Annotated in this window: 23 protein-coding genes; 18 read left to right on the top strand and 5 right to left on the bottom strand. The window is 63.5% G+C overall.

Annotated features, from left to right (window positions below; genetic code table 11):
* Positions 1-50 precede the first annotated feature (50 nt).
* Genes AC0L3U_RS21960 through AC0L3U_RS21950 form a run of 3 tightly spaced genes read left to right on the top strand, consistent with a single transcriptional unit; the run spans position 51 to position 3,168 of the window.
* The gene (locus AC0L3U_RS21960; protein WP_473363174.1) at positions 51-2,102 is read left to right on the top strand and encodes an FUSC family protein; all 2,052 of its coding nucleotides are present in this window, start codon (positions 51-53) and stop codon (positions 2,100-2,102) included.
* On the top strand, positions 2,099-2,305 hold the full coding sequence (locus tag AC0L3U_RS21955; protein ID WP_027517340.1) for a DUF1656 domain-containing protein: 207 nt from the start codon (positions 2,099-2,101) through the stop codon (positions 2,303-2,305). The genes AC0L3U_RS21960 and AC0L3U_RS21955 overlap by 4 nt, the downstream gene beginning before the upstream one ends.
* Positions 2,302-3,168: an efflux RND transporter periplasmic adaptor subunit gene (locus tag AC0L3U_RS21950; protein ID WP_456764814.1), complete on the top strand. Its 867-nt coding sequence runs from the start codon at positions 2,302-2,304 to the stop codon at positions 3,166-3,168. Before AC0L3U_RS21955 ends, AC0L3U_RS21950 begins: the two co-directional genes overlap by 4 nt.
* 21 nt (positions 3,169-3,189) lie before the next feature.
* Here the strand turns inward: AC0L3U_RS21950 and AC0L3U_RS21945 are convergent, their stop codons facing one another.
* On the bottom strand, positions 3,190-4,401 hold the full coding sequence (locus AC0L3U_RS21945) for an acyl-CoA dehydrogenase family protein (RefSeq protein WP_473363173.1): 1,212 nt from the start codon (positions 4,399-4,401) through the stop codon (positions 3,190-3,192).
* A gap of 41 nt (positions 4,402-4,442) precedes the next feature.
* Positions 4,443-6,068, bottom strand: coding sequence for a long-chain fatty acid--CoA ligase (locus AC0L3U_RS21940; RefSeq protein ID WP_473363172.1), 1,626 nt, complete (start codon positions 6,066-6,068; stop codon positions 4,443-4,445).
* Positions 6,069-6,245: 177 nt separating this feature from the next.
* On the opposite strand from AC0L3U_RS21940, the gene AC0L3U_RS21935 reads away from it, so the two are divergent.
* From AC0L3U_RS21935 to AC0L3U_RS21870, 14 genes are all read left to right on the top strand, one after another.
* A complete protein-coding gene (locus tag AC0L3U_RS21935; RefSeq protein WP_473363171.1) occupies positions 6,246-8,099 on the top strand; it encodes a flavin-containing monooxygenase in 1,854 nt (617 codons plus the stop codon).
* 39 nt (positions 8,100-8,138) lie between these two features.
* The gene (locus AC0L3U_RS21930; protein WP_473363170.1) at positions 8,139-8,957 is read left to right on the top strand and encodes a lytic murein transglycosylase; all 819 of its coding nucleotides are present in this window, start codon (positions 8,139-8,141) and stop codon (positions 8,955-8,957) included.
* A 196-nt stretch (positions 8,958-9,153) separates the two neighbouring features.
* Positions 9,154-9,375 (top strand): hypothetical protein, encoded by a 222-nt coding sequence (locus AC0L3U_RS21925; protein ID WP_007592399.1) that lies wholly within the window; start codon positions 9,154-9,156, stop codon positions 9,373-9,375.
* Between the two features lie 12 nt (positions 9,376-9,387).
* Positions 9,388-9,810: a hypothetical protein gene (locus tag AC0L3U_RS21920; RefSeq protein WP_247286611.1), complete on the top strand. Its 423-nt coding sequence runs from the start codon at positions 9,388-9,390 to the stop codon at positions 9,808-9,810.
* 398 nt (positions 9,811-10,208) lie between these two features.
* Positions 10,209-10,655: a MaoC family dehydratase gene (locus AC0L3U_RS21915; protein WP_247297582.1), complete on the top strand. Its 447-nt coding sequence runs from the start codon at positions 10,209-10,211 to the stop codon at positions 10,653-10,655.
* A 93-nt stretch (positions 10,656-10,748) separates the two neighbouring features.
* On the top strand, positions 10,749-11,261 hold the full coding sequence (locus tag AC0L3U_RS21910) for a hypothetical protein (protein WP_473363169.1): 513 nt from the start codon (positions 10,749-10,751) through the stop codon (positions 11,259-11,261).
* Between the two features lie 240 nt (positions 11,262-11,501).
* The gene (locus AC0L3U_RS21905; RefSeq protein ID WP_473363168.1) at positions 11,502-12,659 is read left to right on the top strand and encodes a helix-turn-helix transcriptional regulator; all 1,158 of its coding nucleotides are present in this window, start codon (positions 11,502-11,504) and stop codon (positions 12,657-12,659) included.
* Positions 12,660-12,888: 229 nt separating this feature from the next.
* Positions 12,889-13,860 carry a helix-turn-helix transcriptional regulator gene (locus AC0L3U_RS21900; protein ID WP_473363167.1) on the top strand — a complete coding sequence of 324 codons (972 nt, stop codon included), beginning with the start codon at positions 12,889-12,891 and terminating at the stop codon, positions 13,858-13,860.
* An 82-nt stretch (positions 13,861-13,942) separates the two neighbouring features.
* Complete coding sequence (locus tag AC0L3U_RS21895) at positions 13,943-14,191, top strand: DUF6894 family protein (RefSeq protein ID WP_027569497.1); 249 nt, start codon at positions 13,943-13,945, stop codon at positions 14,189-14,191.
* 166 nt (positions 14,192-14,357) lie between these two features.
* Positions 14,358-15,476, top strand: coding sequence for a helix-turn-helix transcriptional regulator (locus tag AC0L3U_RS21890; protein WP_473363166.1), 1,119 nt, complete (start codon positions 14,358-14,360; stop codon positions 15,474-15,476).
* A gap of 112 nt (positions 15,477-15,588) precedes the next feature.
* Complete coding sequence (locus AC0L3U_RS21885) at positions 15,589-16,707, top strand: helix-turn-helix transcriptional regulator (RefSeq protein WP_473363165.1); 1,119 nt, start codon at positions 15,589-15,591, stop codon at positions 16,705-16,707.
* Positions 16,708-16,937: 230 nt separating this feature from the next.
* Positions 16,938-17,195 (top strand): hypothetical protein, encoded by a 258-nt coding sequence (locus tag AC0L3U_RS21880; RefSeq protein WP_456764805.1) that lies wholly within the window; start codon positions 16,938-16,940, stop codon positions 17,193-17,195.
* A complete protein-coding gene (locus AC0L3U_RS21875; RefSeq protein ID WP_473363164.1) occupies positions 17,188-17,367 on the top strand; it encodes a hypothetical protein in 180 nt (59 codons plus the stop codon). The genes AC0L3U_RS21880 and AC0L3U_RS21875 overlap by 8 nt, the downstream gene beginning before the upstream one ends.
* Positions 17,368-17,381: 14 nt before the next feature.
* The gene (locus AC0L3U_RS21870; protein ID WP_473363163.1) at positions 17,382-18,110 is read left to right on the top strand and encodes a sulfite exporter TauE/SafE family protein; all 729 of its coding nucleotides are present in this window, start codon (positions 17,382-17,384) and stop codon (positions 18,108-18,110) included.
* On the opposite strand, the gene AC0L3U_RS21865 is transcribed toward AC0L3U_RS21870, so the two are convergent.
* Positions 18,107-21,295: an efflux RND transporter permease subunit gene (locus AC0L3U_RS21865; RefSeq protein WP_473363162.1), complete on the bottom strand. Its 3,189-nt coding sequence runs from the start codon at positions 21,293-21,295 to the stop codon at positions 18,107-18,109. The genes AC0L3U_RS21870 and AC0L3U_RS21865 overlap by 4 nt on opposite strands.
* Before the next feature lie 148 nt (positions 21,296-21,443).
* Positions 21,444-22,685 (bottom strand): efflux RND transporter periplasmic adaptor subunit, encoded by a 1,242-nt coding sequence (locus AC0L3U_RS21860; RefSeq protein WP_473363161.1) that lies wholly within the window; start codon positions 22,683-22,685, stop codon positions 21,444-21,446.
* 201 nt (positions 22,686-22,886) lie between these two features.
* On the opposite strand from AC0L3U_RS21860, the gene AC0L3U_RS21855 reads away from it, so the two are divergent.
* Positions 22,887-23,492: a TetR/AcrR family transcriptional regulator gene (locus AC0L3U_RS21855; protein ID WP_473363160.1), complete on the top strand. Its 606-nt coding sequence runs from the start codon at positions 22,887-22,889 to the stop codon at positions 23,490-23,492.
* A gap of 22 nt (positions 23,493-23,514) precedes the next feature.
* On the opposite strand, the gene AC0L3U_RS21850 is transcribed toward AC0L3U_RS21855, so the two are convergent.
* Positions 23,515-25,017, bottom strand: coding sequence for an amidase (locus tag AC0L3U_RS21850; protein ID WP_473363159.1), 1,503 nt, complete (start codon positions 25,015-25,017; stop codon positions 23,515-23,517).
* Positions 25,018-25,256 lie beyond the last annotated feature (239 nt).

Here is a 25,256-nt window from a genome sequence, read left to right as displayed (position 1 = left end):
GCATAGAACGGTGGGCAAGCCGCCAAGACCGACGCCGAAGCGAAATAGCCATGCGCGCAAATGAACCCTTCCTGGTCCGCCACGCGGACCTGATTTTCGCTTTGAAGGCGTTCGCCGCGTCGATCCTGGCGCTCGTCATCGCGCTGGCAATGGATCTGCCGCGGCCTTATTGGGCGATGGCGACCGTATACATCACCTCGCAGCCGCTGGCGGGGGCGACCAGTTCGAAGGCGTTCTTCCGCGTGATGGGCACGCTGGTCGGCGCGATCACGACGGTGGCGCTGGTCCCGAACCTGATCGATGCACCCGAGCTGCTGTGCCTCGCGATCGCGCTCTGGGTCGGGCTCTGTCTTTATCTCTCGCTGCTCGACGGCACACCACGCAGCTACGTCTTCATGCTGGCCGGGTACACGGTGGCGCTGATCGGCTTTCCCTCGGTGTCCGAGCCGGGCGCCATTTTCGAGACCGCGGTGGCGAGGCTCGAGGAAATCTCGCTCGGCATCATCTGCGCAAGCCTGTTTTCGACCATCGTCTTTCCTCGCAGCGTCGCGCCGGCTGTTGCCAATCGGATCGAGAATTGGGTGGCGGACGCGCAGCGCCTAAGTCAAGTCGTCCTGCTGCGCAACGGGACGAACGAAACCCGCCGCGGCAAGCGCATCAAGCTTGCGACCGACATTGTCGAAATCGACACGCTCTCCACCCATCTTGCTTATGACCGGTTGACCGACCGCAATGCCATCGTCGGACTGGGTGAAATCCGGCTTCGCATGCTGATGCTTTTGCCGGTGATCGCTTCGCTCGAGGACCGGCTCGCCGCGCTGGGCGAGGAGGCGTTGAGGCGGCAACCCGAGCTGAGGCGGCTCCTGGAAGATCTCGCGGGATGGATCACCGGCGACGCCAACGCACGGCAGCCGGCCGAGCGAATTCGCGCCATGATCGCACGGCAGCAGGCGGTCCTAGACGACAGCGCGTCCTGGGAGCGGATCATCGTCACCGGCCTGTTGTCGCGGCTGCGCGAGCTGGTCGACCTCTCGCGCGATTGCCGCGCCCTGACGGAAGCGATCGTCGAGAGCCGGAACGTCTCGACCCTCGATCTGGATTTCCAATCCGAAGCAGGTGCCGCGCCGGTGCGCCATAGGGATCGCGGCCTTGCCCTGTGGTCGGCTGCCGGCGCGTCGGCGGCCATCCTGATCTGCTGCGCGTTCTGGATCGGTACCGGCTGGCCGGACGGCGCGTCGGCGCCGATGATGGCGGCCGTCGCCTGTTCGTTTTTCGCCGCGCAGGACGAGCCCGCGCGCTTCATCCGCAGTTTTGGCCTGTGGTCCCTGGTCGCCATTGTCGTCGTGGCGATCTACCTTTTTGCGCTGGTGCCCGCGATCTCGCGTCTCGAGGTTTTGGTCGCCGCGCTCGCGCCAACGTTCCTCTTCTATGGCTTCCTGATCGCACGGCCCGCAACGACCGGAACCGGCATGGCGCTCGCGGCCAACACGGCGACGCTGCTGGCGCTGCAATCGACCTACAGCGCGGATTTCGCGTCCTACGCAAATTCCGCTGTCGCCTTCTTCGTCGGTGTCATCATTGCCGAGCTGGTGACGCGGATCGCGCGTGGGGTGGGGGCGGAGTGGATCGCCAACCGCCTGGTGCTGTCGAACTGGACGGCGCTCGCGGTCGCCGCCGAACGGCGCGGCAAGCGGGATCGCGCGGAGTTCGCGGGCCTGATGCTGCACCGGCTCGGCCTTCTGGTGCAGCGCATCGCGTTTCTCTCCGAGAGTGACCGCCGCGACGCCGAGAGCCTGGTCCAGCTTCGTATCGGAATCAACATCATCGATCTGCGGCGCGCCCGCTACGGGCTTGCGGTATCCACCATTGCCGTGATCGACGACATGCTCGATCAGCTCGCCATCGCCTGCCGCAGATATGCGGGTGATGGAATGCCGGCCGAACTTCTGACAAGCGTCGATCGGGCACTGGCCCGGGCGGTGAAGGATCCCAACGGAAAGGCGCGCGAGGACGCCCTGGTCGGCCTCGTCGGCATAAGGCGCGGTCTGTTTCCGGACGCACCGGCCTATCGGCCGCGGGCAGGCGAGAGTGTTGCGGCATGAGATACGTGATCGATATCTACGGTGTGCTCGTGCCAGCGCTGCTGTTGTGGATCATCATCGCCTACGCGCTGAGTGCTCTGCTGCGCCGCTTCATGCAGCGCTTTGATCTTTACCGGCTGGTCTGGCACCGCGCGCTGTTCGATTTCGCGATCTACGTCTGCATTCTCGGCGTCGTCGTCTATCTCTCGGAGTATCTTGCATGAAAGGGAATGTTGCCTGGCTCGGGCGCCTCGCGTTGACGCTCCTTGCCGTTGTCGCCGCGCTCGCTGTCGGCCGCGAGCTCTGGGTCTATTACATGGAGCAGCCATGGACCCGCGACGGCCGGGTGCGCGCCGACGTGGTGCAGGTCGCGCCCGATGTGTCGGGCTTCGTGACCGAAGTGTTGGTCAAGGACAACCAGAAGGTCCATCGCGGTGACGTCCTGTTCAAGATCGACCGCGAGCGTTTTGCGCTGGCGCTGCGGCAGGCCGATGCGTCGGTGGCCGGTCATCAGGCTACGCTCGATCAGGCCAATGCCGATTTGAAGCGCTATAGCGCGCTGACGACCGACGCCGTGTCGCAGCAGAAACAGGAGCAGGTGCTGGCCACCCAGCTCCAGGCCAAGGCGGCTTTCGATGCGGCCGTTGCCGACCGCGCGGTCGCCCAGCTCAATCTCGATCGCAGCGAGGTGCATGCCTCCGTGAACGGCGTGATCACCAACATGGATCTGCGTCCCGGCGCCTATGTCACGGCCGGGAAAGGCGTAATGGCGCTAGTCGACAGCGATACGCTGCATGTGGAAGGCTATTTCGAGGAGACGAAACTCGCGCGCATTCGTATCGGTGACAAGGTGCAGGTCCGCCTGATGGGCGAGAAGGTGACGCTTTCAGGCCATGTCGAGAGCATTGCCGCCGGCATCGAGGACCGCGACCGCGTCGAGGGCGCCAGCCTGCTTGCCAACGTCAACCCGACCTTCAGTTGGGTGCGCCTCGCCCAGCGCGTGCCGGTACGCATCGCGCTGGATCATGTGCCTGACGGAATGTCGCTGGTGGCCGGGCGTTCGGCGACGGTGGAGGTGTTGAACTAGAAGCGATTGGCATCGCCCGATTCAAGCATTCGAATATTTCTTCAGCTCGAACCGCGCGATCTGGTTCCTGTGGACCTCGTCCGGGCCGTCGGCGAGACGCAGCAAGCGCGCGGTCGCATAGGCCTGGGTCAATCCGAAATCGTTCGACGTGCCGCCGCCGCCATGGGCCTGGATCGCCCAGTCGATGATCTGGCAGGCCATGTTGGGTACGGCGACCTTGATCATCGCGATCTCGGCTTTCGCCACCTTGTTGCCGACGGTGTCCATCGCGTAGGCGGCGTTGAGCGTCAGCAGCCGGGCCTGCTCGATCATGATGCGGGCCTCTGCGATGCGTTCCTGCGTCACAGTCTGCTCGGAAACCGGCTTGCCGAAGGCGACGCGGCTGCGCACCCTCCGGCACATCTTCTCCAGCGTGCGTTCGGAAAGCCCGATCAGCCGCATGCAATGATGGATGCGGCCGGGGCCGAGGCGGCCCTGCGCGATCTCGAAACCGCGGCCTTCGCCGAGCAGCATGTTCTCTTTGGGCACGCGCACATCGGTGAAGACGACCTCGGAGGCACGGTCGGGCACACCGTAGAAGCCGAACACGGGCAGGGGGCGCTTGACCTCGACGCCCGCTGTGTCCATCGGCACCAGGATCATGGATTGCTGCTTGTGGCGGTCCGCATTGTCGGGATCGGTCTTGCCCATGAAGATGCAGATCTTGCAGCGCGGGTCGGTCGCGTTGGTGGTGTACCATTTGCGGCCGTTGATGACGTAATGGTCGCCCTCGCGAACGATCGAGCTTTCGATGTTGGTCGCATCGGACGAGGCGACAGCAGGCTCGGTCATGGCGAAGCAGGAGCGGATTTCGCCTGCGAGGAGCGGCTTCAGCCAGCGCTCCTTGTCCTTCTCCGTGCCATAGCGCTCCAGCACCTCCATGTTGCCGGTGTCGGGCGCCGAACAGTTGAACACTTCGGGTGCGAGATGCGAGCGGCCCATGACCTCGCAGAGCGGCGCATATTCGAGATTGGTCAGGCCTGCACCGTGGCCGGAGTCCGGCAGGAACAGATTCCAGAGGCCTTCGGCGCGCGCCAGCGGCTTCAGCTCCTCGACGACCGGATAGACTTTCCAGGGACCCAGCTCCTCCGCCTCGCGATAAAAGCGTTCCTCGTTCGGATAGATGTGCCGGTCCATGAAACTTTCGAGCCTGCGCTTGAGCTCGACGACTTTAGGCGACATCGGGTAGAGCATCTTTGTCTCCTTGATCAATCGACAGGCCGGGTGCAATCGGCTCAGGCGACGCGATACCCTTTGAATTTCTCGCGCAACGCTGATTTGAGCACCTTGCCGGTGCCGGTCATCGGGAACTCGTCCATGAACTCGACGGCGTCGGGCATCCACCAGCTCGCGATCTTCGGGCGCATGTGCTCGAGCAGCGTCTTGCCGTCGACGGTCGCGCCCTTCTTGCGGACGACGAGGAGCAGAGGCCGCTCCTGCCATTTCTCGTGGTTGATCGCGACCACGGCGGCTTGCAGCACATCGGGGTGAGACAAGGCGACGTCCTCGAGCTGGATCGAGGAGATCCATTCGCCGCCGGACTTGATCACGTCCTTGGAGCGGTCGGTCAGCGTGACGTGGCCCTGTGGGTCGATCACGGCCATGTCGCCGGTGACCAGCCAGCCGTCGCGGTCGAGGCCTTCGTCGAGCTTCATGTAGCCGGACGCAACCCACGGTCCCCGCGCGCGCAGATGGCCGACGCTCTTGCCGTCGCGCGGCAGCTCGTTGCCGCCGTCGTCGACGATGCGCAGGGCGGTGCCGAAACAGGCGCGGCCGGACACCTGGCGGCGGTCGAACTTCTCCTTGTCGTCGAGATGCTCGGAGCCTGGCCGCAAGCCCGGCATCGAGCAGCCCAGGGCTTCAGTCATGCCCCAGGCCTGGACGTAGTCGATGTCATACTCGCGCTTGAGCTTCTCGACCATGGCGCGCGGCGGCGCCGAGCCCGACGACAATGTTGCACGAAGTGTCGAGAACCTGTTGCCGGTCCGTCCGAGCCAGTCCAGCAGGATCAGCCAGAAGCTCGGCACGCCCGCCGACAGCGTCACCTTCTCGCCTTCGAGCAGCTCGTAGAGCTTGTCGGCCTCGTAATTGCGGCCGGGCAGCACCAGCTTCGAGCCGGTATACGGGGCGGTGAACGGCATGTTCCAGCCGTTGCCGTGGAACAGCGGCGCCATCGGCATCATCACCTCGCGCACGCCTTCCAGGTGGCCGGGCAGGAAGTCGAAATTGCAGGAGACCATGGTCTGCAGGATCGCGGCGCGGTGCGAATAGATCACGCCCTTCGGATTGCCGGTGGTGCCGGAGGTGTAGCAGATGGTGGACGCCGATTTTTCGTCGAACTCCGGCCAGGCGAAGCCGGCGTCGTTCTCCTTGTCCAGAAGCTCCTCGTAGCAATGCACGTTGGCAAGCTTGGTCTCCGGCATCCGCTCGCGCGAGCACATCACGACGTAGGCTTCGATCGATTTGAGCTGCGGCGCGATCGCCTCGACGATCGGCAGCGTGGCGCGGTCGATGAACAGCAGCCGGTCCTCGGCGTGATTGACGATGTAGACGAGCTGTTCGGGGAACAGCCGCGGGTTGATGGTGTGCAGCACATAGCCCATGCCCGGCGCGGCGTAGAACATCTCAAAATGCCGATGCGTATTCCAGGCCAGCGTGCCGACGCGGTCGCCGGGCATCATGCCGAACCTCTTGAGCGCCAACGCCATGCGCTTGATGCGCGGATGGGCGTCGGCATAGGTGTAGCGATGGATGTCGCCTTCGATCTCGCGGGCCACGACCTCGGCCTCGCCGTGATAATCGGCGGCATACTGGATCAGGCCGCTGATCAGGAGCGGCATGTCCATCATCAATCCCTGCATCGTCTCCTCCGGACCGCCATGTCGTTGCATGACGTACGCTTGTGATGTGCGCTTGAGGTTAGCGGAACGCCACGCCACGTTCACGCAAAAAGCGAGAGACGTGATTGCATGCGTCACTTTTTCAGGGCTAAGTGATGCGAGCTGCCGGCGAGGCAGTGCCCGCCGGGGAGGAAACGGATGTCAGCGGAAAGACACAAGACCGGTGCAGCCGGCGAATCTACAATCGACATTGCAGCACTCCGTGCGCGCTATCGCGACGAGCGCGACCGCCGCCTGCGCACCGAAGGCAAGGCGCAATACGTCGAAGTGACCGGCGAGTTCGGGCGCTATCTCGACGATCCCTGGGCCAATTCCGGATTTGCGCGCGAGGCCGTCAGCGAACAGACCGAGGTGCTGATCGTCGGCGGCGGCTTCGGTGGCCTTCTGTGTGGCGCGCGACTGCGCGCGGCCGGCATCGATGATTTCCGGGTCGTGGAAAAGGCCGCCGATTTCGGCGGCACCTGGTACTGGAATCGCTACCCTGGTGCGGCCTGCGATACCGAGAGCTACATCTACCTGCCGTTGCTGGAAGAGACCGGCTACATGCCGGTGCGAAAATATGCGCGAGCCCCCGAGATCTACGAACATTCGCGCCGCATCGGCCGTCACTTCGGTCTCTATGAGCGCGCGCTGTTTCAGACCGTCATCACGCGCATGGAATGGCAGGAGCAGGAGGCAATTTGGCTGGTCGAGACCGATCGCGGTGATTGCATCCGCGCGCGCTTCGTCATCCTTGCCGGAGGCCCGCTGAGCCGTCCGAAGCTGCCGGGCATTCCCGGAATCGAAAGCTTCAAGGGACACAGCTTCCATACCAGCCGCTGGGATTACGCCTACACCGGAGGCACGGCCGAAGGTGGTCTGACCGGTCTTGGCGAAAAACGCGTCGGGATCATCGGCACCGGTGCGACCGCCGTGCAATGCGTGCCGCATCTCGGCCGCTCGGCCAAGGAGCTCTACGTCTTCCAACGTACGCCATCGGCGATCGGCGTGCGTGACGACCGCCCGACGGATCAGAGCTGGGCGCAGGGGCTCAGGCCTGGCTGGCAGCGCGAACGCATGGACAATTTCACCGCCGTGATCTCGGGCGAGCCATTCGAACAGGATCTGGTGCAGGACGGCTGGACCGGCCTGCTCGGCGAGATCCTGCTGGCGCCGCGCCGCCAGCCCCAACCGGTGACCTCGATCGAGGAGGCGCTCAAGGTTATCGAGCAGGCTGATTATCGCAAGATGGAAGAGATCCGGGCGCGCGTCGATGCGATCGTCGAGGACGAGGCGACGGCTTCGGCGTTGAAACCCTGGTACAAGGCCTTCTGCAAGCGGCCGTGTTTCCACGACGAATATCTCGACACCTTCAATCGTCCCAACGTGCATCTCGTCGACACCAGGGGGCAGGGCGTCGAGCGCATCACCGAGAACGCCGTCGTGGTCGACGGCCACGCCTACGAACTCGACTGCCTGATCTATGCCAGCGGTTTTGAAGTCGGCACCGATTACGCCCGTCGTATGGGCTTCGAGATTTATGGACGCGATGGCACGAGCCTGTCCGAGCGCTGGCGCGACGGCGTCAAGACGATGCATGGCTTCTACAGCCGCGGCTTCCCGAACTGCTTCCTGATCGTCATGGTGCAGGCCGGCCAGAGCGCCAACTTCCCGCACATCATCGACGAGCAGTCGCAGCACATCGCCTACGTGATCGCCGAAGCGCGCAAGCGCAAGGCGCGAACCCTCGAGCCGACGCTGGCGGCCGAAAACGCCTGGGTCGAGGAGGTGGTCAAAGCCGCGCTCGGACGCCAGACCTATCTCGCCGAATGCACGCCCGGCTATTACAACAATGAAGGCGTGTTCGATCCGATCGCGGCGAGAAACAGCCAGTATTGGCGCGGGCCGGTGGCATTCCTGCGGCTGCTCGACAAGTGGCGCAAGGAGGGCAATTTGGATGGACTGGAACTGTCCTATGATCACGCCATGGAGTCGGCGCCTTCGTCCGGGTAAGCTCGGGCATTGGATCGCGCCAGAGAGAGGACATCGGACATGATCAGGGGCAGAACTGTAGCTGGGGCGTTTTTTGGGGCGATGACGCTGCTCAGCTGCCTGGCGCCCGCCGCCCACGCCGCGCAATGCGGCAGTTCGCCGGCCGGCTTCGAGGCCTGGAAGCGCGAGTTCAGCGCGGAGGCGCAGGGCAAGGGCGTTGGCCAGACCGCGCTCTCGGCGCTGATGCAGACCAATTACGCGAGTGCCACCATCGCGGCCGACCGCGGCCAGCGCAGCTTCTCGCTGTCGCTCGACCAGTTCCTCGCCAAGCGCGGTGCCACCACCATCGTGGCCAAGGGTCGCCAGCTCAAGCAGTCGCAGGCGGCCTTGTTCGCCTCGATCCAGCAGCGCTATGGCGTCCCGCCGGGGCCGCTGATCGCGATCTGGGGCATGGAGACCGGGTTCGGCAGCCAGCGGGGCAACCAGAACATGCTCTCCTCGATCGCGACGCTCGCCTATGACTGCCGCCGTCCCGAATTCTTCACCGAGCAGCTCTATGCGGCGCTGAAGCTGATCGATCGCGGCACGCTGTCGGGGGCAACCCGGGGCTCGATGCACGGCGAAGTTGGTCAGACCCAGTTCATGCCCAAGAACATCCTGGCCTATGGCACCGGCAATCTCGAGGTTGCCGCCAATGCGCTGAACTCGACGGCGAATTTCCTCAAAGCCCATGGCTGGCGTGCAGGAGCCGGTTACCAGCCGGGTGAACCGAATTTCGTCGCCATCGAAGCCTGGAATGCCGCCGGCGTTTATCAGAAGGCGATCGCCCTGATGGGACGGCAGATCGACGAGGGCGGAGGAACGGCCGCCTCGCGTTGACGCGAGCCCCGTTTCGAACGGGGCTCTAGCTTCTTGTTTGGACGCGTTTTCTGTCTCCGAACTGGCATCCACTTCGCTTGAAAACGCTCTTGCTCAGCAAGGCGTGATGCGCCGGCAAGAGAAAGTTGTTGCCATCAGGAACCGACGGCACGAGGTTTGCTTTGATCGAACAGGGCTGGGCATGAGGAGACTCAACATGGCAACCCAGATCGTGATGGACCAGACTGGCGACACGCGCCACGAGTTTGATCCTGGCAATGCCGAAGCGCTGGCGCGGGCCGAACGGCGCTTTCGGGAGCTGACCGGAGCGGGCTTCACCGCCGCGTTGCGAACCGGACCTGGCGAGGTCACCCGGATCCGATCGTTCGACCCGACCGCGCAGGAAACGCTGTTCTATCCCCGCCTGGTCGGCGGTTGATCTGAGCTGCTCATGATCGCGGCGGTCTGGCTCCGCGCGCCGGCGCGTGCGCGTCTGCATGCGCTACGCGAACTCTATCGGCGCTTCTTCGGCGAGAACACGCCGGATGCCCGCGGCCGCCGGCTCCTGGCCGAATGGCTGTCGCCGGCGCAGCGCGTCCAATTTGAGCAGTACCGGCATTTCGATGTCGTCGGCTGCGATACCGGCAAGACCTATCGCATCCATTATGGCACCGCCGCCAATGTCCATGAGATCGACGCCGCCGGAAACGCGACGATGGGGTGGTGCTTCGTCCCGTCAGGCTTTCTCGTCCCCGGCGACGTCATGCTCGCACAGAAGATCGCGCTCGAAACCGACGAAAGGGGAGCTCTCGCGCTAGCCAATAGGTTTCCGCCGGCAACGCATTCGGAGCATTTCTACCGGCGGCCGTTCTAGGGCAAGGCTGTCAGTGCAAGGCTATCAGTGCAACGCTATCAGTAATGGGTGGTGCGATAGGCATCCACCGCGTGCGCTGCAAAAACGCCGACGCTGCAAAGCGCGAGCAAGGCCGAGATCAGCTCGATCATAGCTCATCCTCCCGCGGCGGCAGGGCGACGAGGTGCTGACAGCAGGAATAATCCCAGATCAGGTCGAGGAAGAATTGCATGGTGGCCGTCCCTGTATGATTTTGACAACCAGATAACCGACGATCTGTTTCAGGCGTGTTTCGTCGCATCTGGAAACGGGTTTCTTGGGGAACCCCGGGCTGGTTTGTGCGCTGCGGAGCCGTTACATCCCGCTCTTGCTCAATCTCATTAGCCGCGAGGCGGCACATCGCATGGCGAGGCGAAATCATGGCGCAGGTCGAGTGGTTCGACGATCTCACCATTGGAATGCAGTTCAAATCCCCCGAAGTTCACGTCACCGAGGCCGACATCAAGCGGTTCGCGGCGGAGTTTGATCCGCAGCCGATGCATCTCGACCACGAAGCCGCCAAGCAGACCCTGTTCAGGGGTCTCGCTGCCTCGGGATGGCACACCGCCGCGATTGCCATGAGCCTCGCGATCCAGACCCGCCCCTTCGGCCCCCATCCGCTGATCGGCGCCGGCGTCGATGGGTTGCGCTGGACCATCCCGGTACGGCCCGATGACCGCCTGCATCTGGTCGGGGAGGTCATGAGCCTGACGCCGTCGAAATCGAAGCCGCAGGGCATCGCACTGGTGAAATGGACGATGTTCAACCAGAACGGCGAGGAGGTTTACACCTTCACCCCGATCGCGATCGTGCCGCGGCGGGAGTAGGGCAGGGTCGGCGCCCTCCGCAACCGCCCGAGGCCCTTGCGGGTCACCGGCAGAGGTGGTCATCTCAGTCCGGGGAACACGCTGGAGGCTGACATGAAACGATCTCTTCTCGCCGCCGGGTTACTGGCCGGCGCCTTGAGCGCAGTCGCTTTGACCGCAAGACCGGTGCAGGCGCAACAATCCAAGGTCGGCGACTGGACCATCGAGAAGCGTACGCAGGACGCACATTGCAATGCGAGCCGCGGCTACAAGGACAAGGAAGACGAGAACCGGGACTACGTCATGGTCATCACCTATTCCGAGAAGGCTATCGTGATCGTGATGATCTATGACGGCTGGGAGTGGGACAAGGTTGGCGAGATCCTCCGGGCCGATGTCGGCACCGACGACGCCGATATCATGAAGAAGGCGAAGTGGGAGGTCATGGACAAGACCACCGTGCGCGGCATCTTCGAATACGATCAGTCCATGATGGACCGGCTGTCCAAGGCCAAGCGTCTCTCGCTCGATTTCGAGGACGATGACGACGACAGCATCGAGATACAGGTGCCGCGTGCCGGTGAAGCGCTGGCAGCGCTGAAATTTTGCGAGGAGAATCGCAAGTAGATTGCCGGAGCCGGATGCGAGGCCGGCGGGATCGGTGGCGACTGGATGCTGCAGCGCGCGGCGCGCGACGCATCGCACGCGTGACTCATCGCACACAGTCCGCGCGCTGTTCGCTTTAATCCTAGTCTTTGGCGAAAACGTCCAAGCCGCATCCTGCGGTTGACGTTACGCAAGGACGATGTTCGATATTCCAGCATTTCGTTGCAACGTTTTCTTCGCGTCGATTGCGTCGTCCGGACGATGACAATCCTCCACGCAAATCGATTCTCGTCCCTCGTCGGCGAGATCTACGACGCGGCGGTCGATCCCGCGCTGCGCAGTGGGGTGTTGGAACAGGTTTCGCATTTCGTCGGCGGATGTGCCGTGACCATCCTGTCCAGGGACAGAGCCAGGCTCTCGATCGAGATCCACGAGCATTTCGGCAGCGAATCCCGCTTCCGCCAGCTTTATCGCGACCGATATGTGGAACTCGACCCTCTGCTCGACCGTCATCTCGCGCTCGCGGCGGAACAGACGATCGGCGTCGCCGACATCATGTCTCAGGCGGATTTCCTGGCAACGAGCTTCTATCGCGAGTGGGTGGAACCGCAAGGAGCGATAGACCTTGCAACCGTTGCCCTCGAGAAGTCGGAGACGCGCGCCACGATCCTGCAGGTGTTGCGCCACCGGTCGCGCGGACTCGTTGACGAGCCGATGCGTGAGCGCATGCGGCTGCTTGCTCCGCACCTCCAGCGCTCCAGGATCATGGGCCGGCAGATCAGGGCGCGCTCGCATACCGTGGACGACCTTGCCGATGTCTTGGATGGGCTGAGCACGGCGATCTGCCTGCTCGACGCAGATGGCCGCGTCGTGCATGCCAACGCAGCATGCCACGGGCTCTTCGCCGATGCCAGCCTGCTCGCAATGGTCGGCGACCGGATCGTGGCCCGCAACACCCAGACCGACAAAATATTCCGCGGTCTGTGCGAAATCGATTCAGGCAGCGAAACTCGTTCCGCTGCCCGCCGCCAGATCGAGCTTGCGACATCAGTTGATGGGCAGCACTATCTGCTCCACGCTTTTCCGCTGAAGCGCGATCGCATTCCATCGCGAGATGCTGCAGCCACGGTTCTGTTCGTGCAGAAGGCCTCGGCAGCGACATGGCTCGCAGCCGATGCGATCGCTGCGGCCTTCAGGCTGACACCGTCCGAACTGCGCGTATTGATGGCCATTATCGAGATCGGCGGCGTTCCCGATATTGCGGCAAAGCTCGGCATCGCCGAGACGACGGTGAAGACGCATCTCGGCCGTCTGTTCGAGAAGACCGGCGCCGGCAGGCAGGCCGACCTGGTCAAGATCGCCACCGGCTTTGCCGTTCCATTCGCGCGGCGAACGAACGGTGATGGCGACGCCGTGTGATCCATTTCACAAGGCCCGCCGGTATCTGCCGCGATCTCAATGCATTGTGATGAGCCGAGCTCCCGTGTCCTCCGAATGCAGGACGCGAGTCATTTGATACTTTCGTATATCGCGATCCAGAAAAGTGAAGAGCAGCAAGCGCCGCGAAGAGATGCCACGACGGCGTCAAACGCGAGTGTGAGGAAACGACAGCGCACGGCCGGACCTGCTCGTCGGTTGGAGGATTGCAGTGAGCCAATTTGATTTTTCCGTTATCAATGTTTCAACGAACGAAATTCCCGAGAACGAGCGTATCCCGCTGCTTCGCGATTTCTACTGTCGCGGGGTGTTGAAGGCGGAGGTCGAGGTGAGGGAAGGAAAGCCGTTCGCGGCGAGCTTCACGTCCCACGTCTTGCCGGAAGCCCAATTGCTGATGGGAGGATTGTGCGGAGCGCGGGTCATTCGCACCAAGCACCTGGTTGCCGACGGCGACGACAGTCTGGCCCTGATCGTGAATCGATCTGGCGTGCTTGGGATATCCGAGCGGGGACACGATCTGAGCCTTCGTGCGGGAGAGGCCGTCCTGACCAGCGCGGAGGACGTCACGACGTTCGAACGATTGTCGCTGGGTAGCTGTTTCTCGCTCCGTGTGCCGAGACGCGTGCTGGCGCCGATGATCGTGGATGTCGATGACGCCGTGATGCGAGTGATGCCGGAGAGTTCGACGGGACTTCGATTGCTGGTCGATTACGCGGTGACACTGGTGCGGGAGAATGCGTTCGCGATGCCCAATTTGCGCAAGCTCGGGGTCGGGCATCTGCACGATCTTCTGGCAATCGTCCTCGGTGCCACCAACGAGCCGCGGGAGCTGGCTGGGCGGCGCGGCGTCAAGGCGGCACGGCTGCAGAAGGCCAAAGTCTCCATCGCCAACAACTGCTGGCGGCAGGATCTCTCCGTTGCCACGGTCGCCCAGGAGCTCGGCGTGACGCCGCGTTATCTCCAGCGCCTGTTCGAGGCCGACGGCAAGACGTTCTCGTCCTTCCTGATCGAACAACGCGTCAAGCGTGCGCATCGCATGTTGCGCGAACCCGGACACGCCGGGCGGACGGTCAGCTCGATCGCCTACGATGTCGGTTTCGGCGATCTCTCCTATTTCAACCGCTGCTTCCGGCGGACTTATGGCGCCACGCCCAGTGACGTCAGGAGCCGCGAGATGTCGTGACCGCGCGCGATTGAATGTCAGGTCAAATGCCGATTGGAGACGGCACGGGCGTGCGCCGCCCGCAGTTGGAGTGTTGTGTTGCATGCGCCGTTTTTTCTTTGATCTTATGCTCGGAAATATCGTGAAGATCGATCCGGGTGGCATGGTGTTCGAATGCCCCGAAGCGACATTCGTGGTGGCCAACGAGATGGCAAGCCACCTGTTCGTCTGGCGCGACGATTTGCGCGGCCGCGATGCCTGCATCCGGGTCAGAGACACCGACGGGCGCGAGATCTATCGCGCCGCGGTCTGGTCGGAGAATGTGGAGAAGGTCGGCTGGGACGAGGCGTGAGCGTCCCGCTCCGGTCTCGCAACTCCGCATCAGTAGCGCCCGAAACGGATATCCGTTCGTTCCGGCCCGGCTCCATCCGCCCGGCCGGCGTCCTCCGATCGGAGGATGCCGCATGCTGTGGTTGTGGTATGCTTGGTGATATTGATCACCCAGGCCATTTATAGCCATGCACGGACCACGGAAACTGCCCGACCTGGTCGAGGCCATCTACGATGCCGGGCTCGATCCCTCGCTGTGGAATAACGTCGTCACCGGCATCCGCGACTTCGTCGGCGGCCAGGCCTGCGGGCTGTTTTCCAAGGACTCGATCAGCAAATTCGGCGTCACGCACTATTATTGCGGGGCGGACCCGCACTACATCCGGCTCTATTCCGAGACGCATTCGAAGTTCGATCCGCTGACGGTCCTGCCGCCGCATGGCCAGATCGTCAGCATCCCGGATCTCGTCAATTTCGATGAATATCGGCGGGGACGCTTTTACCAGGAATGGATGCGGCCGCAGGGTTGCAGCGATGCGGCCAACGTCGTGCTCGACAATTCGAATGCGAACTGCCCGGTGATGATGACGGTGCTGTCGGGCCGCCGGATGGTGGATCCGGTGATGAAGCACCGCCTCTCGCTGGTCGTCCCGCACGCCAGCCGCGCGTTGCTGATCAACCGCGCCATGACCTCGCAACTGACGCTGGCGACAGCGCTGGCGGAGGTCCTGGACAATCTTGCCTGCGGCATCTTCCTGCTCGATGGCTCCTGTCGGGTGGTGCACGCGAATTCCGCGGGGCACGATTTGCTTGCGGCCGACGATCTGGTTCGGTCCGTTGCGGGGCAATTGGTGACCAGCAGTGCGGAGGCCAATCAGACGCTGCGGGAAGCGTTCGCGACCCGCAATGAAATTACCCTGCTTGCCACAGAGGGGCATGCGTTTTCGCTGCTTTCGCCCTCGGGCGAGCGCTACGTCGCGCACATCCTGCCGCTGTCGTCCGTCCTGCGGGACCGCAGCGAGCGGGTGGTCGATGCCGTCGGTGCGCTGCTCCTGCGCAAGGTATCGCCCGGCGGACAGTCCTACGGCGAATTGATCGCGCGGACATTCGACCTTACGCCGGCCGAGCTGCGCGTGTTCCTGTCGATCGTCGAGGTTGGCGGCGTCCCGGAGACGGCGGTCGCGCTCGGTATCGCGGAAACGACGGCGAAGACGCATCTGCATCGCGTGTTCGCCAAGACGGGCGTTTCGCGTCAGGCCGATCTAGTCAAGCTTGCGGCAGGATTCTCCAATCCACTCGTCAACTAGACCGTCGATTTTGCCTTCACGATTGAACCTTTCGCTCCCGCGAAAGACTCACGGAAGCCGCTAGGCATGAAGAACATGTCGCCATCTCCATGTGTCAGTATTGGCTCTTCCGATGCCCCGACCTCCAAAGCCGTCCGAGTTGATCGAGACTATCTATGACGCGGGTCTCCACCCGGAGTTGTGGAGCGAGGTCGTTGTCAAACTCAATGCTTTCATCGGCAGCCAGGCCTGTGGTCTGATTTCGAAGGACCCGGTCAGCAAATCAGGCGCGACGCATTATTACTGCGGGGTCGATCCGCACTACATTCAGCTCTATGCGGAGACCTACTCCCGGTACGACCCGCTCGCTCGGCTTCCGCGCTATGGCGAGGTGCGGAACATCCCCGATCTCGTGGATTTCGACGAATATCGCCGCGGCCGCTTCTACCAGGAATGGCTGCGCCCCCAAGGCTGCGTCGACGTCGCCAATGTGGTGCTGGAGCAGTCGAAGTCGTCCTGTCCGATGCTGATGACGGTGATCCCGCGCAGGGGGATGCTCGACGCCGAGCAACGGGCGCGGATGCAGTTCCTGGTTCCGCATGCGAGCCGGGCGTTGCTGATCAACCGGGCGATCGAACGGAAGCAGCAGCACGCGATCGCGCTCGCCGACGTCGTGGACCAGTTGAATGCGGGCGTCATCCTGCTCGATTCGACCTGTCATATCGTCCACAGCAATCCGGCCGCGGAGACAATCCTGGCCGTCGATGATGTCCTGCGGTCTGTCTCGGGCCGGTTGGTGGCAAGCTCCTCCACTGTAAATTCGGTGTTGCGCGATATTTTCCGCGACACAGGCGAAGTTGCGTTGGCGGCGTCTTCGGGCCGGAAAATTCCGCTGACGTCGCGTGACGGTTCCTACTACGTCGCGCAAATCATCGCGCTGCCATCATTGCTGCGCGAGGGTAGGGCCGAGCGCAGTTCGGCCGTAGGAGCCTTGTTCATCTGGAAAGCGGAACTCGACGGCCGCTCGTGTGCCGGTCTCATTGATCGCACCTTTGAACTCACGCCTGCGGAACTGAGGGTCTTGCTGTCGATCGTCGATGTCGGCGGCGTGCCGGAGACCGCGGTTGCGCTCGGTATCGCGGAGACGACGGTGAAGACGCATCTGCATCGTGTGTTCGCCAAGACCGGCGTTTCTCGTCAAGCCGATCTCGTCAAGCTCGCAGCTGGATTCTCCAATCCGCTCGTGCACTGAGACGCGTTCAAAAACGCAGGCGAGTCGCTGCAGCTCGCAATAGGTTCAATCAGAAGCATCATTAGAAAGTTATCGCGCGTCGTTCGATCGAATGACGCGATTTTCCGCGCTCTATTCTACTGAACATCACACGGTCTGTTGTTCGACGTATCGGGCATTTGTGTGAAGCAATTCACTGCAGGCGGAAGTGGATCCCGTCAACCTCTCGAGCAGGTTGAGAGGAGATTGTCATGCGAACGGCGTCACCGGTTTTGGCAGGCAGGTTCCGCGATATCGTCGCCCGCATAGGCGCGGTGCTCCGCGCGCAGCGGGAAATCGACGCGCAACGCGTGTTGCATCGCTATCGCCATCTGCTGGAGCAGCCGCACGAAACATTGCGTTTGAATGAAATCATTCCGGTCAGCAACGAAGAGGATATTGCAGAAAATGCCCACGGATCTGATGGGTGCGAGCGCGCCGCCGGACAGCCCAAATTCGAACGTGCGTAACGTCAACGTCGTCGCGATCGCGCTGACCGCGGCGCTCGTCACGCTCCAACTGGTCGGCCTCGCGATGGTGGAGCGATCTCACGCTTACGCGATGCATCCGTCGGCTCCACTCGAGCCGGCCGCTTGCACGGAGAGCGCCGAGGTCCCTGTCTCGCAAATTCCCTACGATTGACCGGAGGGCGGATTGTGCCTGATGTCACGACTCTGATGCTGCTCAGCGTTGCCGTGTTCGCCGGTGCCTTCGTATCCGGGCTCTCGGGATTTGCCTTCTCGGCGGTGGCGGGCGCCATCCTGCTCCGGGTGTTTCAACCGCTCGAAGCTGTGCCGCTGATGATGGCGTGCAGCATCGGCGTGCAGGCCACCAATCTGTGGGCGCTTCGACGCAATATCCGCTGGGAAGGCAGCCTGCTACTGATCGTCGGCGGCTTGATCGGAGTTCCCATCGCGGTATCGCTGCTCCAGAGCACCGATACGCATCTGCTCCGGCGCGGCTTCGGCATCATCGTTGCACTCTATGCGGCCTACATGTTGCTCCGGCCGACGTTGGTGACGGCCGGCGGGGCGGTCGGGCGGCATTGGGTTGCCTTGATCGGGTTCGGGGGAGGGCTGGTCGGCGGGCTGACCGCGATGCCCGGCGCGATCCCGACGATCTGGTGCGACATGCGCGGCATGCCCAAGAGCGAGCAGCGCGGCCTGGTGCAGCCGTTCATCGCCGCGATGCAGCTGTTCGCGATCGCGCTGCTGGTCGGACATCAGGATCTGTCGTCAAAAGTCTTCGTCGATCTCGCGGTCAGCCTGCCGGCGCTGTTCGCAGGCTCCGCGCTCGGCGTGATCGCCTTCCACAGGGTTAACGAAACGGTCTTTCGCAAGACCGTGCTCGTTTTGTTGTTGCTGTCGGGGATTTCCCTGATCTAGTGCCCGACGGTTTGCACCGGCGCCGCGCTGGCATCGCTGCCGTGATGCGTCAGCGGCTTCATGCCGGTGACGGTCCGTAGCAGCACATAGAACACCGGCGTCAGGAACAGGCCGAATACGGTGACGCCGATCATGCCGGAGAACACGGCGACGCCCATGGCGCGCCGCATCTCCGAGCCGGCACCGGTCGAGAGCACTAGCGGCAGCACGCCCATGATGAACGCCATTGACGTCATCAGGATCGGGCGCAACCGCAGTCGGCTCGCCTCGATCGCTGCCCGGATCGGCGTGCGGCCTGCGAACTCGAGCTCGCGCGCGAATTCGACGATCAGGATCGCGTTCTTGGCCGAGAGTCCCACCAGCACGATCAAGCCGATCTGAGTGAAGACGTTGTTGTCGCCCTTGGAGATCCAGACGCCGAACATCGCAGCCAACAGGCCCATCGGCACGATCATGAGGATCGAGAGCGGCAAGGTCAGGCTTTCATAGAGTGCGGCCAGCACCAGGAACACGAGCAGGATCGCCAGCGGGAACACCCAGAGGCCGGAATTGCCGGCGATGAACTCCTGATAGGTCAGGTCGGTCCATTCGAAGGCAAAGCCGGGCGGCAATGTCTCCGCCGCGATCCGCGTCGCGACCTCCTGTGCCTGGCCCGAGGAAAAGCCGGGCGCAGCCGCCGCGTTGATGTCGGATGACAGGAAGCCGTTGTAGCGGATCGCACGCTCGGGGCCGGCGCTCTGGCGGATCGTGAGCAACGCCGACAGCGGCACCATGTCGCCGGAGGACGAGCGCACCTTTAACTGCCTGATGTCGTCGGCGCGCGCGCGGAACGGCGCGTCGGCCTGCACGTAGACGGAGTAGGTGCGGCCAAACTTGTTGAAGTCGTTGACATAGTAGGAGCCGAGATAGATCTGGAGCGTGTTGAACACCTCCGTCACGGGGACGCCGAGCTGGAGCGCCTTGGTGCGGTCGATATCGGCAAAGAGTTGGGGCACATTGACCTGGAAGCTCGAGAACACGCCGGCGATCTCCGGCGCTTTCTGCATCGCCGCCATGAACGCATTCGTCGCCTGGTTCAGCGCCTCATAGCCGAGGCCGGCGCGATCCTCGATCTGCAGCTTGAAGCCGCCGATGGTGCCGAGACCGTTGACCGGCGGCGGCGGGAACATGGCGATAAAGGCTTCCTGAATCCCGGAGTATTTCTTGTTGAGGTCGGCCGCGATTGCATTGCCGCTCAGCGCGGGGCTCTTGCGCTCGTCGAACGGTTTCAGCGTTGAGAACACGATGCCGGCGTTGGAGGAGTTGGTGAAGCCCGAGATCGACAGGCCCGGGAATGCAACCGAGCTCTCGACACCGGGCTGGGTCAGCGCGATGTCGCTCATCTTGCGGATCACGTCTTCGGTGCGGTCCAGCGTGGCGCCATCAGGCAGTCGTGAGAACCCGACCAGATACTGCTTGTCCTGACCCGGCACGAAGCCGCTCGGGACCTGCTGGAACAGGAGGGCGGTGAGGCCGACCAGCACCACATAGAGGCCCATGACGGCCGCCTTGCCCGAGATCACCTTGGTGACGGTGCCGCTGTAATTCTCAGACGAGCGTGTGAACACCTTGTTGAAGCCGCGGAAGAACCAACCGAGGCTCTTTTCCATGATGATCGTCAGCCGGTCCTTCGGCTCGTTGTGTCCCTTGAGCAGCAGGGCCGACAGCGCCGGCGACAGCGTCAGCGAGTTGACGGCCGAGATCACGGTCGAAATCGCGATCGTCAGCGCGAACTGCTTGTAGAATTGCCCGGTGAGGCCGGAGATGAAGGCGAGCGGCACGAACACGGCGATCAGAACCATGGCGATCGCGATGATCGGCCCCGACACCTCGCGCATCGCCTGGTAGGTCGCATCGCGCGGCGACAACCCGCCCTCGATGTTGCGCTCGACGTTCTCGACCACGACGATGGCGTCGTCGACCACGATGCCGATCGCAAGCACCAGGCCGAACAGGCTGAGCGCGTTGATGGAGAAGCCGAAGACGTGCATCACCGCGAAGGTGCCGACGATCGACACGGGCACCGCCAGCAGCGGAATGATCGAGGCGCGCCAGGTCTGGAGGAACAGGATCACCACCAGTACCACCAGCGCGATCGCCTCCAGCAGCGTGTGGATCACGGCCTCGATCGAAGAGCGGACGAATTGGGTCGGGTCATAGACGATCTGGTAGGACACGCCTTCCGGCATGTTCTTCTTGATTTCGGCCATGGTGGCGCGAACGTGGTCGGAAATCTCGAGCGCATTGGAGCCGGGCGCCTGGAAGATCGGGATCGCAACCGCCTGCTTGTTGTCGAGCAGCGAACGCAGGCCGTATTGCGAGGCGCCGAGCTCAATGCGTGCGACGTCGCGCAGCCGCACCACCTCGCCACGCGTGCCGGTCTTGACCACGATGTCGCCGAACTGCTCCTCGTTCGCAAGCCGTCCCTCGGCGTTGACGGACAGTTGCAGGTCGATGCCCTTGACGTTCGGCGAGGAGCCGACCACGCCGGCGGCGGCTTCGACGTTCTGCGCCTGGATCGACTTGACGATGTCGCTTGCGGTGAGGCCGTGCTCGGCGGCCTTCTGCGGATCGACCCACACCCGCATCGAATAGTCGCCGGCGCCATAGAGTTGAACGTCGCCGACGCCGTCGATCCGCGCCAGCCGGTCCTTGACGTTGAGCACGGCGTAGTTGCGCAAATACGTCATGTCGTAGCGATTGTTCGGCGACAGCAGATGCACGACCATGGTGAGGTCGGGCGAGGACTTCTTGGTGATGATGCCGAGCTGCCGCACCACGGCGGGCAGGCGCGGCTCAGCCTGCTGCACGCGGTTCTGCACCAGCTGCGTCGCCTTGTCCGGATCGGTGCCGAGCCGGAACGTCACCGTCAGCGTCATCGCGCCGTCGGTGGTCGCCTGGCTCGACATGTAGAGCATGTTCTCGACGCCGTTGATCTGCTCCTCGATCGGCGTCGCCACCGTTTCCGCGATCACCTTCGGATTGGCGCCGGGATAGGTCGCGCGCACCACCACCGAGGGCGGCACGACGTCGGGATATTCCGAGATCGGCATCGCGAACAGCGAGATCAGGCCCGCGAGAAAGATCAGGACCGACAGCACGCCGGCGAAAATCGGACGATCGATGAAGAATTTCGAAAGATTCATGGCCTTGCCCCTGCGCGAGAGACGACTCTCCCGTCATTCCGGGGCGCGGACAAAGCCGCGAACCCGGAATCCAGAAGTATGTCTAGGTAGTTCAACGATTTCGACATTCCGGTTCGCGCTGCCCGCGCGCTCCGGCATGGCGGAGACGCTAACGCTGCACGACGTCCTGATTGCTGTGGTTGGATGCCTGCTGCGGCCCGCGCGCGCCCATTGCCGCGATCTCCGTCTTGAGCAGGGCACCCGGGCGCACGCGCTGGAGGCCGTTGACGATGATGCGGTCGCCGGTCTTCAGCCCCGCCGTCACGATACGCAACCCGTCCACCGAGCCACCGAGCGTGATCGACCGGTAGACCGCGCGGCTATCGTCGCCGACCGCCATCACGAACTTCTTGTCCTGATCGGTGCCGATCGCGCGCTCGTCGATCATGACCAGCGATTGCTGCTTGGGTTGGCCCATGCGCACGCGGGCGAACTGACCGGGAATGAGACGCCCGTCCTCGTTGTCGAACACCGCGCGGACACGAATGGTGCCGCTCTGGCCGTTGACCTGGTTGTCGATGAGCTGGATGTGCCCCTTCGCCGAGAGACCGCCGGAGGTCGCCATCGCGACCGGGATCTGGTCGAGATTGCCGCGCTTGCCGGAGTCCTCGGAAATCGAGTTCAACGCCCGCACCACCAGCTCTTCATCCGCATCGAATGACGCATAGATCGGATTGACGGAGACCAGCGAGGTCAGCACCGGAGAGGCGGTGCCGGCGGCGACGAGATTGCCGACGGTGATTTCGATCTTGCCGACGCGGCCGTCCACGGGCGCACGTACCTCGGTGTAATCGAGATTGAGTTTTGCGGTCTGGAGCGTCGCCTCGGCCGCCTTCACGTTGGCGATGGCCTCGCGGTTGGCGTTGTCGCGCTGGTCGTAGTCGCGCCGCGTGACCACCGCGTTGCCCACCAGTTGCGCGCCGCGCTCGAGCTCATTCTGCGTGAACACGACGCGCGCTTTCGCGGCTTCGAGTTGGGCCGCGGCCTTGTCGACCTCGGCCGCGTAGGGCGCTGGGTCGATCTTGAACAGGACGTCGCCTGCCTTCACCAGCGCACCTTCGGTGAAGTTGGTCGACAGGATCGCACCGGCCACGCGCGGGCGAAGCTCGACGCGTTGGATGGCCTCGAGCCGGCCGGAGAAATCGTCCCACAGCACCGTCTGCTTTGGTTCGATCAGCGCGACAGTGACGGGGACGGCTTGCTCGGCCGCGGCGGTCGCGGTCGCCTGCGCGGCACGAAAGTAATGGCCGGTCGCGATCGAACCGGCCACGGCGAGAGCGCCCACGATGGCGACGCCGCCGAGAAGGCGGCGGACACGGCCAGGGCGAGAGGTATTTTGGGACGGGGGCATTTGCGCGCTCCAGATATGTAGTGTTCACTACAGATGTGGAGCTGGATACCGCAGCGCAAGATACTTATGTACCGTCCGCTAAGAAAATTGTAGCCGCTTACCGCAAGAGTTGGCAAGTGGAAGAGAAAATAAAGCGAGAACAAAGAGATAGGATCAGGCGTTAGGTTGAGAGACGACGCCGATTTCGAGGAGAACAGGCACATGGGCATGGGACGCCCCCGCGAATTCGACGCCGAAACGGCGTTGGACCAGGCGATGGAAGTGTTTTGGCGCCATGGCTACGAGGGTGCCACGATCGCTCAGTTGACCGAGGCCATGGGGATCAATCCGCCCAGCCTCTATGCCTGTTTCGGCAACAAGGAAGGGCTGCTGAAGGCCGCACTCGACCGCTATACCAAACTGCGCAACGTCTGGATGGACGAGGTGGTGGCGGCACCCACCGCCCGCGACGTCGCCGAGCGGATGCTGATGGGCATCGCCGACAAGCAGACCGATCCCGCCAACCCGCCCGGCTGCCTGCTTGTGCAGGGGGGCATTGCGTGCGGCACCGGATCAGAGAGCGTCCCTTTTGAACTCGCCGCCCGTCGCGCCCAGAACGAGGACCAGCTTCGCGACCGTTTCATTCGCGCCAAGACCGAAGGCGATCTCAAGCCGGGCTCGGATCCCGCAGCACTTGCGCGCTATGTCTCGGCCGTCGCGGTCGGCATGGGCGTGATGGCGTCCTCAGGCTCCGATCGCGAAGCGTTGCAGCAGGTCGCGAGCGTGGCGGTGCAGGCGGTCGAGGCGCAGTCGACTGAAAGAACCTGACGACCGTTGCCGCCTTCCTCTCTCATCTCACCGATTGCGTGGCAGCCAACGACGGCGGCGGGACGAAGCCGCCGAACGCGCGTTCGATCAATCCGGCGAGCGCAATCGTGGTGCGATCCTCGAGATAAGGCCCGATGATCTGGACGCCGATCGGCAGGCCCGACGGCGTGCGCTCGATCGGAACGGCGGTCGCAGGCAGTCCGCAGGTCGAAGCGGGGTCTGCCCAGATGAAGCACGCATCGGCATAGTTGTAGAGCTGTCCTTCGATATCGAGTTGCCGCGCGTCGAACGGCTCGGACTGGTCCTGTGGAAACGCCGGCACGGCCGCGGCCGGATAGATCACTGCGTCGAAGTCTCGGAACAGTTCCTGCCACCGTTGTTGCAGCCGCAGGCGCGCCGCATCGGTCGCCAGCCATTCGCGATGGACCATCGCCCAGCCGCGCGCGCGCTCGGCCTGCAGGCTGCGGTCGTCGGGCGAAAGTGCCGCGGCAACGCCTTGCGCCTCTGCGAGGGCGGCCGGTGTCAGGCGCGGACTTCGCGCCGCGTTCAACAGCTTCATGTAGAGCCGCGCGGATTCGGCGAGGTCGGGCAGCGACGCACTCGACCGCGAAACCCGCGCGCCTGATCGTTCGAGCCGTTCCGACAGCCGCCCGATGGCGGAACGCACGGCATCGCCTGTCGGCATCAACGGATGCGTATCGATCACGAGGATCCTGAAATTCCCGAGCTGGTCGTGTCGCGGGGCCGGCAACGCAAGACGATAGCCGATCCCGTCGCGCGTCTCGTCGGGGCCGGCGATCACGTCGACGGCGAGCGCGAGATCCGAGGCAGTGCGCGTCATCGGCCCGACGACGGCGAGATCACCCTGGCCAGGCACGGGCGGCGCCGGCGGCAGGTTGTATCCGCGTAGCGGGACCAGGCCGAGGCTGGGCTTGTGTCCGAACACACCGCAGAAATGCGCGGGCACCCGGATCGAGCCGCCGATATCCGAGCCGATCGAGAGCGGTCCGAACCCTGCGGCCAGCGCCGCGCCCGATCCGCCTGAGGAGCCGCCGGGCGATCGGCCGAGATCCCACGGATTGTTTGTCGTCCCGTAGATATCATTGTAGCTCTGAAAATCCCGCAGACCGATCGGGATGTTGGTCTTGCCGATGATGACAGCGCCCGCCGCCTTCAACCGCGAGACGACAAGGGCGTCCTCCGCCGGCTGGAAATCCCTGAAATGCGGAAAGCCCCATGTCGTCGGCAGGCCGGCGACGTTGAACGGTTCTTTCAACGTCACGGGGATGCCAAGCAATGGCTTCCGCTCGCCGCGGCCAAGTGCGGTATCGGCGGCGCGCGCGGCGTCTCGTGCGCGATCGAAATCGCGAACGACGACGGCATTGATTCGCCCGTCCAGCGCCTCGATGCGCGCGATCGTATGCTCGATCAACTCCGACGCAGAAACCTTGCGCGCGTGCAGGGCGCTCAGCAGTGTGCTGATCGAACCGTAGTCCCAGTCGCTGGCGGTCAGTCCGGGCGGCATCACGATCTCCATTGTCTTGCATCGCCGCGTCGATGTCGCTCGGCTGCAAACCTATCCGAGCATCGAACATGCAATTTGGCAGAGGTAATGAGGAGGCCGCGCAACGGGAACCAGATCTGTCCGCCGGTCGGGGGCCGAAGGCGGCGTCCGACCGCCAGATCGCGGGATACGCACTTCTTGCCGCGGTCTATGCGCGATCGATGGGCTCTGTACGCGCTGCTGCTCGCGTGGCATTGGGG

It is taken from the genome of Bradyrhizobium sp. Kon69, from assembly GCF_055807515.1.
This window is presented reverse-complemented; position numbering and strand designations above follow the sequence as displayed.